This window comes from Promicromonospora sp. NPDC019610, assembly GCF_044389365.1.
In the GTDB taxonomy this organism is placed as follows: Bacteria; Actinomycetota; Actinomycetes; order Actinomycetales; family Cellulomonadaceae; genus Promicromonospora.
In genome coordinates, this window is sequence record NZ_JBIRXX010000001.1 from 2,572,156 (window position 1) to 2,585,325 (window position 13,170).

10 protein-coding genes are annotated in these 13,170 nt (G+C 71.2%); 6 read left to right on the forward strand and 4 right to left on the reverse strand.

Annotated features, from left to right (window positions below; translation table 11 throughout):
• The first annotated feature begins 38 nt into the window (after window positions 1-38).
• On the forward strand, window positions 39-401 hold the full coding sequence (locus ACH45N_RS11465) for a PadR family transcriptional regulator (RefSeq protein WP_397393712.1): 363 nt from the start codon (window positions 39-41) through the stop codon (window positions 399-401).
• Window positions 401-1,810 carry a permease prefix domain 1-containing protein gene (locus ACH45N_RS11470; RefSeq protein WP_397393714.1) on the forward strand — a complete coding sequence of 470 codons (1,410 nt, stop codon included), beginning with the start codon at window positions 401-403 and terminating at the stop codon, window positions 1,808-1,810. Before ACH45N_RS11465 ends, ACH45N_RS11470 begins: the two co-directional genes overlap by 1 nt.
• A gap of 124 nt (window positions 1,811-1,934) precedes the next feature.
• Here the strand turns inward: ACH45N_RS11470 and ACH45N_RS11475 are convergent, their stop codons facing one another.
• From ACH45N_RS11475 to ACH45N_RS11485, 3 genes are all read right to left on the reverse strand, one after another.
• On the reverse strand, window positions 1,935-2,915 hold the full coding sequence (locus ACH45N_RS11475) for a RimK family alpha-L-glutamate ligase (protein ID WP_397393716.1): 981 nt from the start codon (window positions 2,913-2,915) through the stop codon (window positions 1,935-1,937).
• A gap of 57 nt (window positions 2,916-2,972) precedes the next feature.
• On the reverse strand, window positions 2,973-4,301 hold the full coding sequence (locus tag ACH45N_RS11480; protein WP_397393718.1) for an MFS transporter: 1,329 nt from the start codon (window positions 4,299-4,301) through the stop codon (window positions 2,973-2,975).
• An 83-nt stretch (window positions 4,302-4,384) separates the two neighbouring features.
• Window positions 4,385-5,707, reverse strand: coding sequence for an alpha-L-fucosidase (locus ACH45N_RS11485; RefSeq protein WP_397393720.1), 1,323 nt, complete (start codon window positions 5,705-5,707; stop codon window positions 4,385-4,387).
• Between the two features lie 138 nt (window positions 5,708-5,845).
• Between ACH45N_RS11485 and ACH45N_RS11490 the strand changes: the two genes are divergently transcribed.
• Together ACH45N_RS11490 and ACH45N_RS11495 are read left to right on the forward strand one after the other, a co-directional pair.
• On the forward strand, window positions 5,846-6,652 hold the full coding sequence (locus ACH45N_RS11490; RefSeq protein WP_397393722.1) for an SDR family NAD(P)-dependent oxidoreductase: 807 nt from the start codon (window positions 5,846-5,848) through the stop codon (window positions 6,650-6,652).
• A gap of 60 nt (window positions 6,653-6,712) precedes the next feature.
• Window positions 6,713-7,564, forward strand: a complete 852-nt coding sequence (locus ACH45N_RS11495) for a fumarylacetoacetate hydrolase family protein (protein WP_397393724.1) — start codon at window positions 6,713-6,715, stop codon at window positions 7,562-7,564.
• 78 nt (window positions 7,565-7,642) lie between these two features.
• On the opposite strand, the gene ACH45N_RS11500 is transcribed toward ACH45N_RS11495, so the two are convergent.
• Complete coding sequence (locus tag ACH45N_RS11500) at window positions 7,643-11,581, reverse strand: Ig-like domain-containing protein (protein WP_397393726.1); 3,939 nt, start codon at window positions 11,579-11,581, stop codon at window positions 7,643-7,645.
• Between the two features lie 175 nt (window positions 11,582-11,756).
• On the opposite strand from ACH45N_RS11500, the gene ACH45N_RS11505 reads away from it, so the two are divergent.
• Complete coding sequence (locus ACH45N_RS11505) at window positions 11,757-12,428, forward strand: SGNH/GDSL hydrolase family protein (protein WP_397393728.1); 672 nt, start codon at window positions 11,757-11,759, stop codon at window positions 12,426-12,428.
• On the forward strand, window positions 12,425-13,126 hold the full coding sequence (locus tag ACH45N_RS11510; protein ID WP_397393730.1) for a GntR family transcriptional regulator: 702 nt from the start codon (window positions 12,425-12,427) through the stop codon (window positions 13,124-13,126). The genes ACH45N_RS11505 and ACH45N_RS11510 overlap by 4 nt, the downstream gene beginning before the upstream one ends.
• Window positions 13,127-13,170: the final 44 nt, after the last annotated feature.

Sequence of the window (13,170 nt, forward strand, 5' to 3'; positions counted from 1 at the left end):
GGTAGCTATCCCTAGCAGCACTAGGCATAGGAGTGCAGGTGCACATCGACAAGGATCTGGTCGCGGCGTCCGCGACGCCGCTCGTCCTCGGCATCCTGTCCGACGGCGAGTCGTACGGCTACGCGATCCTCAAGCGCGTCAACGAGATCTCCGGCGGCCGCATGGAGTGGACCGACGGCATGCTCTACCCCCTGCTCCACCGGCTGGAGCGCCTGGAGTACGTCAAGGCGACGTGGGGCACGTCCGACGTCGGACGGCGGCGCAAGCACTACGCGATCACCGCGTCCGGCCGGGAGGCGCTCGCGGAGCGGCGGCAGCAGTGGGCGGTCGTGTCCGACGCGCTCAAGCAGGTCTGGCAGGACGTCCAGCCCGGCCCCGCCGTCGCGGAGGGGTGGGCCTGATGAGCGACCAGAACGCGAACGACGCCGGTCCCGCCCAGCAGACCGGGCCGGCCGAGCACGTCGTGCTGGAGGAGCAGATCGACCTGTGGCGCGGCTACGTCCAGCGCCGTCGGGCGATCTCCGCGGCCGACGTCGACGAGATGGAGGACCACCTGCGCGGCCAGGTCAGCGACCTGACGGCCGGCGGGCTGGAGGACGAGGAGGCCTTCCTCGTCGCGGTCAAGCGCATGGGCAACCTCGACGAGGTGTCCCGCGAGTTCGCACGCGAGCACTCCGACCGGCTCTGGAAGCAGCTCGTGCTGGTCCCCGAGGAGCCGAGTGACGGCGGGCGCTGGCGCGAGCTCGCCGTGGTCCTGGCGCTCGCGGTGGGCGCGGGGATCGTGCTCAAGGTGCTGCTCGCCGCCACGACCGGCAACGAGCTGGTGCTCGTGCGCAACGCCGTCTTCGCCGTCCTGCCGTTCCTGGCCGGGTACTTCGTGTGGAAGCGGCACGTCCCGTGGCGGGTCAGCGCGCTGCTGCTCGCGATCACGACGGCGCTCGCGCTCGTGGTCAACCTCTACCCGTTCGAGCCGGGGGAGTTCGACGGGCCCGGCATGACCGAGTTCCTCGCGATCACCCACACGCCCGTGGTGCTCTGGCTGCTGCTGGGCGTCGTGTACGCCGGCGGGGCGTGGCGGTCCGGCGCCCGCCGGATGGACTTCGTCCGGTTCACGGGCGAGCTCATCATCTACCTCGCGCTGATCCAGCTCGGCGGCGGGCTGCTCATCGGGCTCACGTTCGGTTCGCTCAGCCTGGTCGGGGTGGACTTCGAGCCGTTCCTCGGCGACTGGCTCCTCCCGTTCGCGGTCCCGGGCGCACTGCTCGTCGGCGCCTGGCTGGTGGAGGCCAAGAAGAACGTCGTCGAGAACATCGCCCCCGTGCTCACGCGGGTGTTCACGCCGCTGACGATCGTCATGCTGGTCGCGATCTTCGTGGTGCTGCTCGTCAACGGGCCGCTCACCGCGGTGGACCGGGACCTGCTCATCCTCATGGACGCGATCCTCGTGCTGGTCCTGTTCCTGCTGCTGTACTCGATCTCGGCCCGCGACCCGCTCGCGCCGCCCGGGATCTTCGACTGGCTGCAGCTCGTCCTGGTCGGCGCGGCGCTCGCGGTGGACGCCGTGGCGCTCACCGCGATGCTCACGCGGATCGCCGAGTTCGGCTTCACGGCCAACAAGGTCGCGGCGCTCGGGCTCAACCTCGTGCTCCTGGTGCACCTCGCCTGGGCGGCGTGGTTGGCGACCGGCTTCGTCCGGGGGCGGCGCACGTTCGGCGCGATCGAGCGCTGGCAGACGCAGTACCTGCCGGTCTACGCGATCTGGGCCGCGATCGTGGTGGTGACGTTCGGCCCGATCTTCAACTTCGCCTGACCCACCGACTTCGCCCACCCCGCCGCAGAACCGAAGTGCGCTTCTACCCAGTCATTGCGCCCGAAAACACGCTGTTTTCGGGCGCAATGACTGGGTAGAAGCGCACCATCGGTCGCGCCCGCCGTCAGGCCTCCGGGTACGTCTCCCGTAGCACCCGCGCCAGGTGGCGGACGATCTCCCGCGGCCCCGACTTCGCCGTGCCACGCTCGACGTCGCTGTTGTAGTTCGTGTTGGTGTTCACGTCGTACGTCAGCACCCGGCCGTCGGCGGTCCGGATGTTCTCGATGCCCGCCACCTCGATACCGTGCCGCTCGGTGAACGCGAGGTACTTGCCCACCACGGGGTCGTCGTAGCCCTCGCGCTCGGAGAACAGGCCCCAGTCGTCGTCGGGGGCCATGGAGATGGTCGCGCCGACGGGCGGGACGGGACGGCCCGTCTCCGGGTCGATGACGCACGCGTCCGCGGGGCAGAGCTGGAACCCGCCGCGCTCCGTGTCGCCGCGGACGGCGTACACCATCTCGCCGCCCACGATCTCGACGCGCGTGATGCCGCCGTCGGCCGCCACCACGTACTCCTGGATCAGCGTGATGCCGTCCACGGGCTCCTCGTACTCGTCGGACCCGACGTAGTCGGCGAGGTCGTCGAACGAGTCGAACTTGCGCACGCCCAGGCCCTTGCCGCCCTGGTTGTGCTTGGTGACGAACGGCGTGGGGAAGCCCTGCGCCGCCTTGAGCACCTGGTCGCGACCGACGGCGGCCACGGTGCGTGGCGTGTCGATGCCCGCGGCGCGCAGGGCCGTGAGCTGGTCCACCTTGCTGACCTCGAGCTCCAGCACGCGCCGGCCGTTGACCGTGCGGCGTCCGTACGCCTCCAGCCAGGACAGCACCGCGCGCGAGTAGTCCTTGGTCAGGCCGTGGTCGCGCGTGTGGCTGCTCGCCGAGATGCGCGACCAGAAGATGCCCTCGGGCGGCGCCTCGTCCAGGTCGAGGACGCCGTCGGTGAGCACCCACTCGACGTACTCGACGCCCTCGGCCGCGAAGGCCTCGGCGAACGGGGGGAACCATTCGGGGTTCTCGTGCAGGGCATAGATCTTCGGGGCGCTCACAGGAACCTTCCGCACACAGGGCTGACGGCCAGGGGACCCAGCAATACTTTCACGCCGTCAGCGCAGGTCGGCTGTGTCCTGCGGCACACCCGGCGTGGGCTCGTCCGACGCCGCGGCCGGTGCCTCCGGCCCCTCCGCCCCCTCCGGGACCGACGGCGCCGCGTCGACCTGTGCGAGCGAGCGCCGTGCCCCAGGGAACGCGAGGATCGCGCCCAGCACCACGACCAGCAGCACGCCGGCGAGGATCAGCAGCGCCTCCACGGAGAACTGGTCGGCCAGCGGGCCGAACACCACCATGGACAGCGGCATCGCGACGGTCATGACGATCCCGACGAAGCCGAAGACCCGGCCCTGCATCTCGGGTTCGACCCGTTCCTGGATGATCGTCAGGGCGGGGGTGTTGAGCGCCGCGAACATGACGCCGATGATCAGGCCGATGGTGAAGAACACCCACATGTTCGTGGACACGCCCAGCCCGGCGACCAGCACGCCGGTGGCGAGCACCGACCCGACCATGAGGCGCACCCGGCGCGTGATCCTGGGCCCGACCGACGCCATGATGATGCCGCCGAGCAGCATGCCGCCGCCCCAGAACAGCTCGTTGGCGGTCAGCTTCCACACCTCGTCGCCGAACGTGCGGGTGACCATGAGCGGAGTGAGGTAGCTCGGGGCGCCCACCAGGAACATGACCAGCGCGAACAGCGTGATGAGCCAGCGCACCGGCGCGTTGCCCCGGATGTAGCGCACGCCGGCCGCGAGGTCGCCGAAGTAGCTGACCGGCTGGCCGGCGTCGGACCGCACGAGGCGCGGCACCGCGACCAGCGCGAGCATGCCGACACCGAGCAGGGCGGTCACCACGTCCACGAAGAAGACGGTGACGATGTCGAACGAGGCGTAGATGACGGCGGCCAGGGCGGGCGCGAGGAGCATCATGCCCGACTGGATGGACTGGAAGAGGCCGTTGACGCGCATGAGCTGGTCGGTCGGCGCGATCTGCGGGATCATCGCGCTCACGGCCGGCGTCTGGATGCCGGCGAAGACCGAGCGCACGGCCAGCGCCGCGTAGATGACCCAGAGCGAGTCGACGCCGCTGACCATGAGCAGTGCGAGCCCGAGGGTCGCCAGGGCGATGACGGTGTCCGAGCCCATGATCAGGAACTTGCGGTGGTGCCGGTCCGCCCAGACGCCGCCGAAGATCGACACGAACGCCTGCGGCAGCATGCCGAACACGATGCTCAGCATGAGCACCGACCCGGACCGGGTCTCGATGGTCAGGTGCCACATCACCGCGTACATGACCACCATGGATCCGAACAGGGAGATGGTCTGGCCGGCGAGGAACAGCCCGACGTTGCGCTTCCAGCGGGGCATGTCGACGTCGCTCATGGCTCAACCCTGCCGGACGTCGTACCGGTTCGCCGATGCTTTTTCGTCTCCATGCCACGACCGACGACGGGGCGCGCCCGAACTCATCGCAGGAACAGCTCGACCACCGGCACGGCGACGTCGGGCCGCGCCGTGGGCAGGTGCAGCGTAAGGGTGCCGGGCGGCTGCCCGCCCGGGGTGGTGTTCCACGCCTTCTGGTCCGGGTCGGTGCGGGTGGCGCGCAGCTCGGAGCCGTCGTGCAGGAGCTGCGCGTACCGGACCCGGTCGGCGAGCCCGCGCAGGTGCAGGTGCGCGAACGGCCACGCGAACAGGTGCAGGTACAGGCGGTCCGCGCGCCGAGTGAGCACGACGCCGGGCGGCAAGCCGGACGCGAGGGCCTCGGCCAGCGCGGGCTCCGCGGGGCCCGCCCCGTGGACCGACCGGCCGTGCAGCCGGGTCCACGCGCCGAGCGCGGTGAGCGTGGCGGCATCGCGGGCCGGGATCGCGCCGCGCCCGTCCGGGCCGATGTTGAGCAGCAGGTTGCCGCCCTTGGACACCGTGTCCACGAGCATGCGGACCAGCAGGTCCGGGTCCTTGAACCGGGTGTTGTCCCGGTCGTAGCCCCAGCTCCCGTTGAGCGTCTGGCAGGCCTCCCAGGTCAGGAGCGCGCCGTCGTCGTCCCGCATGGGCTGGTCCGGCTGGTACTGCTCCGGGGTGACCAGGTCGCCCGGGATGCCCAGGCGGTCGTTGACCACGGCCTGCGGCTGCAGCTCACGGACCAGGGCGAGCAGCCCCTCGGCGTCCCAGTCCTCGGGGTACTTGCCACGCCACCCGTCCCGGTCGTGCGCGTACGTGTAGTCGAAGAAGACGTAGTCGACGGCGCCGTACCCGGTGAGCAGCTCGCGCACCTGCGCGTGCAGGTACGCGCGGTACCGGGCCATGTCTCGGCCGTCGTTGAGGGTGTGGGCGTCCGGGTCGTCCCGGCGGGGGTGCAGGTGGTCCACGGTGAAGTCGGGGTGGTGCCAGTCGATGAGCGAGTGGTACAGCCCCAGGCGGAGCCCCTCGGCACGCACGGCCTCGGCGAGCTCCGCGACCAGGTCGCGCCCGCGCGTGCGCGCGACGGAGTAGTCGCTCACGGCTGAGTCCCACAGGGCGAAGCCGTCGTGGTGCTTGGTGGTCAGCACCACGTAGCGCATCCCGGCGTCCTTGGCGGCGCGGGCGATCGCGCGGGCGTCGAACAGGTCGGGGTCGAACACCTCGGCGTAGCGCGCGTACTGCTCGGCGGTCTGCCGCTCGTTGCTCAGCACCCACTCGTGCCGGGCGGCGGCCGAGTAGAGCCCGAAGTGCACGAACAGGCCGAACCTGGCCTCGGTAAACCAGGCCCGGTCCGGGTGCGACGGCAGGACGGGGTGGACCGGCTGGGACATGGGCAGAGCACTCCTCGTCGAGCGGGTGGTCCCGGAGCAGGGAAGAGGTATGACGTATCGCTCCGGGTGGGTCGATCCTATCGGGTCCGATAGGTGATCTGTCCCTTCGGTTCCGGGTGGATCGGTGCTATAGATTGGATGAATCGCCATCGCAGCCGCTTCCCAGGAGGAACACCCGTGACCACAGCCCTTGAGTTCGACGGCGTCCGCGCCATCGTCACGGGAGGGGCGTCCGGCATCGGCGCCGCCGTCGTGACCGCCCTGCTGGAGCGCGGCGCCCAGGTCGTCGCGATCGACCGCGCGTCCGACGGCGTGCCCGAGGGCGCGTCCGGCGAGGTCGCCGACGTGACCGACGACGCCGCCGTGCGCGCCGCCGTCGAGGCCGCCGCCCGGCGCCTGGGCGGCATCGACGTCGTCGTCAACAACGCCGGGATCGGCGCCCAGGGCACCGTCGCCGACAACGACGACGCCGAGTGGCTGCGCGTGCTCGACGTGAACGTGCTCGGCATCGTGCGGGTCACCCGCGCCGCCCTGCCCTACCTGCGGGAGTCCCAGCACGCCGCCGTGGTCAACACCGCGTCGATCGCCTCGTGGACCGGGCTGCCGCAGCGCGCCCTGTACTCCGCCAGCAAGGGCGCCGTGCAGGCGCTCACGCTCGCCATGGCCGCCGACCACGTGCGCGAGGGCATCCGCGTGACCTGCGTGAACCCTGGCACCGTCGACACACCCTGGGTGGGCCGCCTGCTCGACGCCGCCGCCGATCCCGAGGCCGAGCGCGCCGCCCTGGAGGCCCGCCAGCCCACCGGCCGGCTGGTCAGCCCCGAGGCCGTGGCGCACGCCGTCTGCTACCTCGCCAGCCCGCTGGCGACGGCCACCACGGGCACGGCGCTCGCGGTCGACGGCGGCATGCACGAGCTGCGCGTCCGCCCGCCCGAGCAGTCCTGAACCCGGTCCTGAACCCGGTCCCGAACCCCCACACACCCCCGATCCGAGAACGAGGACACGATGCACCTGCTCCGCCTGGGCCCCGTCGGCCAGGAGATCCCCGCCGTCACCTCCGACGGCGTCACCTACGACCTGCGCCCGCTGACCCCTGACGTCGACGGCGCGTTCCTCGCCGCCGACGGCGTCGCGCGCACGCGGGCCGCGCTGGCGGCGGGGGAGCTGTCCGTGCTCGACGGCGCCGACGGCCTGCGCCGCGGGGCGCCGATCGCGCGGCCGGCCGCCGTCGTCTGCATCGGGCAGAACTACGCCGCGCACGCGCGCGAGTCCGGCGCGGAGCCGCCGCGCCTGCCGATCATCTTCTTCAAGCACCCCAACACGGTCGCCGGGCCGGACGACGCCGTGCCCCTGCCGCCGGGCGCCGAGAAGGTCGACTGGGAGGTGGAGCTGGCGGTCGTGATCGGCCGGCGCGCGAGCTACCTGGCGTCCGTCGAGGCCGCGCGCGAGCACGTCGCGGGCTACACCGTGGTGGACGACGTGAGCGAGCGGGCGTGGCAGCTCGACGACTCCCTGGGCCAGTGGTCCAAGGGCAAGTGCGGGCCGGGGTTCCTGCCCACCGGCCCGGCGCTCGTGCCGGCCGACGAGGTGGACCCGGGCGCCCTGCGGCTGCGGTCCTTCGTCAACGGGGAGCCGCGGCAGGACTCGTCGACGGCGGACATGATCTTCGGCGTCGCCGAGATCGTGCACCACCTGTCGCAGTACATGGCGCTGGAGCCGGGCGACCTGATCTGCACGGGCACACCCGAGGGCGTCGCCCTCTCGGGCCGCTTCCCGTACCTGACGGACGGCGACGTGGTCACCCTGGAGATCGAGAACCTGGGCCGGCAGAACCACACCTTCACCTCTCACTCCTGACCCACCGCCCGTTGAGTGCGGGCTATTTGTCGAGCAGACGCGTGCTGCGCAACAAATAGCCCGCACTCAACGGAGGGGTCAGCTGGCCGGGGAGATGCTCATCTCGCCCGCCGGGCCCTGGCGGTAGGCCGTGAAGTAGCCGTCCGTCGCCAGGGTGTTGTTCGCCGTGTCGTCGAGGTAGCTCCACACGGGCTCGCCGTCCACGCGCAGCACCACGCGGATGCCGCCCTCGACGTCGACGGCGCCGAACGTGACCTCGTGCGTCGAGCTCGGCTCGATCACCGTGTTGGGGAACACGTCGATCATGAAGACGTCGGGCTTCCACCGCTGCATCTCGATGACGTCCTCCTTGATGACCACGAGGTATCCCGAGTTGCTGTTGGTCCACACCGGGTTGCCCGCTGTCCTCGAGCGCACCGAGAAGCCGAACCAGCCCCCGTTGAAGTCGCCGAACGAGGTGTCGAACCGCAGCAGCTCGTCGCCGAACGTCGCCGGGGCGAACCCGGACGCGCTGCGCGGCGCCAGGTGCGCCGCCCCGTCCGCGACGGTCACGCCGCCGGACGGCGCCCACGCCGTGGCGTCGAGGATCTCGGCGCCCAGGTCGGTCACGGGGTGGTCGGCCGCCTGCACGGTCACGGTGGACGACGCCGTCAGGCCCGGCACCGCCGTCGACGTAGCGGTGACCGTCGCCGTGCCGGCCCCGACGCCGCGGACGGTGCCGTCGTCGGCCACGGTGGCCACCGCCTCGTCGCTGGAGGTCCACTCCAGGCCGGTGCGGGTCGCGTCGGCCGGGGTGAACGTGGCGTCGAGCTCCCGGGTCTCGCCGGGCTCGATCGTCGCGGCCGACGGCGCGAGCGTCACGCTCGTGGGGTCCACCCCCACCAGCGAGAACGTCACGTCGTCGAGGTCGAGCGCCGTGAAGCCCTGGACGTAGAAGCCGACCTTGCCGGCCGCCGCGGGCGCCGGGTTGGCGCCCTCCACGACCACCTCGCCGTCGAGCAGCACCCGGACGCCGTCCGGCGTGACGACCACGCGCACGTCGTACTGCGTGCCCGGCTCCAGGCCCTCGCCCGCGGGCAGGGTCACCTGCTTCACGGTGCCCCACGCGGAGTCGAAGATCGTCCACGTGGGCCCGGCCGCCGCGTGCCGGTACCGGACGTAGCCGCCCGGCGTGGCGCCCGTGCGGTCGTAGACCAGCAGCTGCCCGCCCTCGGGCACGTCGGCCGGCGTGGTGACGGTGAAGTCGAGCGCGTAGGTCGAGAACTGCCGGTCGAGCTGGGTGTTGGCGCCGCCCTTGATGCGCAGCACGTGGTCGCCCGTGCCGTCGTCGACGATCGCGCGGTTGGCGTCGGTGGGCCAGCCGTTCGCGCCCGACTCGAAGTCGGTCGAGTGCAGCACGCCGTCGCCGGCGGCCACGGTGACCGCCATCTCGTCGTGGATGCCCGGGTCGGCCTGCGACGCCACGGTCACCACCAGCTCGCCCGGCCCGATCGCGGTGAGCACGCCGGCCGCGCTGACCGTCGCGACGTCCGGGTCGCTGGAGGCGTAGGTGACGCCCTGGTTCGTCGCGTTCCACGGCACGGCCTGCGCCGCCACGGACAGCTCGTCGCCCAGCGTGACGGTGAGCTGGTCGCCGGGCAGCGCCAGGGACTCCAGTGCCACCTCGTCCGGGGACTGCGACTGACCCACGTGCCCGTCCGTGCCGATCTCGTCGAACGGGATGGCCTCGAAGCCGGGGATCTGGTCGAACACCGCGGCGTCGGGCCGGAAGGAGTAGTCGCCTCCCGCCGCGTCCACGAAGCCGGGGTCGGCGTCCGTCACCCAGTTGTCCCCGTAGTTCAGCAGGTTCTTCGTGTCCAGGGCGCCCTCGGCGTTCACGTCCGGGTTCCGGGTGCGGTTCGGGTTCCAGATCACGTTCCGGTCGAACGAGCTGTGGTCCGGGAAGTAGTGGTTGTCCTCGAAGAAGTGGCCGAGCTCCGGGTACTTCGTCAGGTACGGCGTGCCGACGAAGTCGCCGTTGTCGGCGAACACCTTCTCCCACTTCGGCAGGTACACGCGGTCGACGGTGTTGCCCTCGCCGTCACCCATCCACTGCGTGTAGTTGTCGTAGGGCACCGTGGTGTCGACGAACACGTTGTTCACGGCGTCGATGTAGTCGGCCGAGCCGGACTTGATCGCGTCGTTGCCCATGTTCACGAACACGTTCTGCTCGATGGTCAGGTCCCACGTGAAGTTGTCGGCGTAGATGCCCTCGACGCCGTGCTTGGTCAGGCCCACGTCGTGGAAGTAGTTCTGCCGGAACACGTGGCCGCGCTGCTGCGGCGTCTCGCCCGAGTTCATGTAGATCGCGCCGAGGTCCTGGAACGTCTTGCAGACGTCGTACACCTCGTTCTGCTCGAACAGGTGGTCGTTGCCGTGCACGATGATGCCCGGGTGCGGGGCGTCGTTGATCTCGTTGCCGCGCGCCACGTTGCCCACCCCGTCGAACATCACGCCCGGGTTGTAGGCCTTGTGGTAGTAGGCGAAGTCGTGGATGTGGGAGTCCTCGACCCGGTTGTTGCCGGGCGCCAGGGTGGTCTTGTTCCCGCCCTGCAGCACCACGCCGACGCCGCCCACGTGGCGGATGTCGTTCGAGACGACGGCGTGGTCCGTGCCGCCGCGGTTCACGGGGATGCCGTCGTACGTGTACCGGCCGGGGGAGTTGATGAGCACCCCGCCGTCGGTGAAGTTCTGCACGTCGCTGTTCGAGATCGTCACGTGGCTGCCGCCCAGGATGACGGCGGCGTTCGCGCGCCCGTAGTCAAGCACCAGGTCGTCGAACGTGACGTACGAGGTGCCGTCCGTGCGGATCATCGGCTCGTCCAGCGTGGTGACCACGGGCGCGCCCCGCTCCGCCAGGAACGACGCGTTGGGCACCAGGTACAGCACGCCGGTGTCGCGGTCGATGAAGTACTCGCCGGGGGCGTCGAGCTCCTCCAGCAGGTTCTGCGCGAAGTGGAAGTCCGGGTACCAGGTCTTCATGAGGCCCGACATCTCGCCGTAGCGCAGCGTGATGGTGCGGGCATCGGTGTCGATCGACTCGATCTTGTTGTACGACCACTCCCAGCTCTGGCCGAAGATGCCGTCGAGCCAGATGTCGTCGGCCTGGCCCCAGTGCTGCGGCCGGTCGTAGGAGTAGCTGAACGTGCCGCCGCGGTCCTGCAGGTCGGCGTCGTCCTTGGTGGGGCCGACGTCGACGATCTTGTTCATCTGCACGGTGTCCTGCACCGCCCCCGCGTTGGGCCACCGGGCGAGGGTCATGTCCTCACCGTCGACGTACAGCTCCATGGGCGGGGTGGTGCTGACGTCGTTGGCCTTCCAGTACCCGTGCCGGCTGAGCCGGCCGTAGTCGTCGATGCCCAGCGCGCCCAGGTCGATCTGGAGGATGTCGTCGCGGGCCGACGTCTCGATCACGCGGTCGAGCACGGCCTGGTCGGTCACGGGGGAGAAGCCGTCGTAGGGCAGCTCCTTGCCGCCGGAGATCCTGGCGGTCTCGCCCGGGTAGGAGCGGTAGGTGATGGGTGCTGCGGCGGTGCCCGAGTCCTCGGCGCCCAGGGTGAACGACGCCGAGCGCTCGTAGGTGCCCTCCCGCAGGTAGACGGTCACGCCGTCGGCCGGGAGGTTGCCGGCCGTCCGCAGTGCGCGGATGGCGTCGCGCGCCGCCTCCAGCGTGGCCAGCGGGGCCGCCTCGGTGCCGGCGGCCCCGTCGTCGCCGTCCGGCGCGAGGTAGATCGTGCCCCGCGCGCCGGGGGCGTGGGGGCCCTTGCCGGGCTTGGGCTTGCCCGGTTTGCCGGGCCTCTTCCCGGGGTCCGAGCCGGGTTCCTTGCCCGGCCCCCTGTCGGTGGCGGTCGTGGTGGGTGACGCGTGCTGGGCCCCGGTCTGCTGCGGGGCGGCCGTGGCGGCCGCGCTGGTGGCAGTCGCGCCGACGACGCACGTGGCGACGGCGGCGGCGAGCAGGGCTGACAGATGTCGCTTCATTGCGAGTGCTCCGACCTCTTCGGTGATGGTCATGGACTGCGGGTCGTCCTCGACCCGCGGCTGGCAGCGGAAGCGATGCTACATTAATCGATAATCGCTGACAATGAACGGGAGGCCTTCGGATGCCGCCGTGCCCGGTACCGTCGGACCCGTTCATCACACGAGGGAGTGCTTCATGACCAGCAGCGGTATCACCGGCGCACAGGCCGCCGAACGGCTCGTCCTCGTCGGGGACTCGATCACCGACGCCGGCCGCGACCGCGCGGACGCCGCGTCGCTCGGCGACGGTTACGTCAGCCTCGTCGCGGCCGACCTGCCCGGCGCCCAGGTGCGCAACGTCGGCATCGGCGGCGACCGCGCCGTCGACCTGGAGGCCCGCTGGGACCGCGACGTCGCCGGCACCGCGCCTGACGTACTCAGCGTGTACGTGGGGGTCAACGACACCTGGCGCCGCTTCGACAGCGACGACCCGACGAGCGCGGAGGACTTCGAGGCCACGTACCTGCGCCTCCTGGACCGGGTGCCCGGCAGCCCGCGCCTGATCCTCGTGGAGCCGTTCCTCCTGCCGGTGCGGCCGGAGCAGCACGGCTGGCTCGACGACCTCGCGGGCAAGCGCGAGGTCGTCGCGCGCCTCGCGGCGCAGGCGGGCGCCGCGCTGGTGCCGCTGCACTCCCTGCTCACCGCTGCCGCGCACGAGCTCGGCGGGACGGAGGGCGCCGTCGCCCTCGCCCCCGACGGCGTGCACCCCACGCCCAAGGGGTCGCGGATCATCGCCGACGCCTGGCTCGCCGCCTACCGTTCCGGTGCACAAACGATTGTCGATAATGCCGCTAGGCTGGGCGGATGACTGATGCGTTGAGCGGGATCTCGGGCCTCGAGCGCGGGCTGCTGTCCGACCAGATCTACGACCTGGTCAAGTCGATGATCAAGTCGTCGCAGCTGGCCCCGGGCGAGCAGCTCGTGGAGTCCCAGCTGGCCCGCCGCCTGCGCGTGAGCCAGGCCCCCGTGCGCGACGCGCTCAAGCAGCTCGCGCACGAGGGCCTGGTGACGCACGTGCGGCACCAGGGAAACTTCGTGACCAAGCACTCCGACGAGGAGGCCCAGCAGGCCAAGCAGGCCCGCGTGGCGCTGGAGGCGCTCGCGGGCCGGCTGGCCTGCGGGCGGCTCACGGCCGAGACGCGGGCGCGGCTCGAGGAGGTCATCGTCGCCATGCACGGCACGGTCGACGCGCAGGACCTGCCCGCGTTCCGCGAGCTCGACTTCGGGTTCCACCGCGCCGTCATCGAGGCCAGCGGCAACACCTACCTGCCGCGCATGTGGGACATCATCGAGCCGAGCCTGCGCTCCATGCACCTGCTCGGCGACCCCGAGTTCACCGGCGACTGGCACCAGGTGGCCGACTGGCACCGCAGCCTGCTCGACGTTCTCGACGGGGGCGACGCCGACGCCGCCTCGGCGCTCTTCGAGGCGCACGCCGCCGGGACGCTGCTGGACGCCGACGGGGACGTTGCTCCTGGCGGTGCTGGCAGCACCGCCGCCGGCTGAGGCGGGGTGCCAGAACAAAGCAGGACAAGTCAGGCTCACCCCTT

What these genes read in the sequence shown, in the direction of transcription:
- ACH45N_RS11470 (WP_397393714.1), top strand. Translation starts at nt 401, where the DNA reads ATGAGCGACCAGAACGCGAACGACGCCGGTCCCGCCCAGCAGACCGGG.
- ACH45N_RS11480 (WP_397393718.1), bottom strand. Translation starts at nt 4,301, where the DNA reads ATGAGCGACGTCGACATGCCCCGCTGGAAGCGCAACGTCGGGCTGTTC.
- ACH45N_RS11485 (WP_397393720.1), bottom strand. Translation starts at nt 5,707, where the DNA reads ATGTCCCAGCCGGTCCACCCCGTCCTGCCGTCGCACCCGGACCGGGCC.
- ACH45N_RS11490 (WP_397393722.1), top strand. Translation starts at nt 5,846, where the DNA reads ATGAATCGCCATCGCAGCCGCTTCCCAGGAGGAACACCCGTGACCACA.
- ACH45N_RS11495 (WP_397393724.1), top strand. Translation starts at nt 6,713, where the DNA reads ATGCACCTGCTCCGCCTGGGCCCCGTCGGCCAGGAGATCCCCGCCGTC.
- ACH45N_RS11500 (WP_397393726.1), bottom strand. Translation starts at nt 11,581, where the DNA reads ATGAAGCGACATCTGTCAGCCCTGCTCGCCGCCGCCGTCGCCACGTGC.
- ACH45N_RS11505 (WP_397393728.1), top strand. Translation starts at nt 11,757, where the DNA reads ATGACCAGCAGCGGTATCACCGGCGCACAGGCCGCCGAACGGCTCGTC.
- ACH45N_RS11510 (WP_397393730.1), top strand. Translation starts at nt 12,425, where the DNA reads ATGACTGATGCGTTGAGCGGGATCTCGGGCCTCGAGCGCGGGCTGCTG.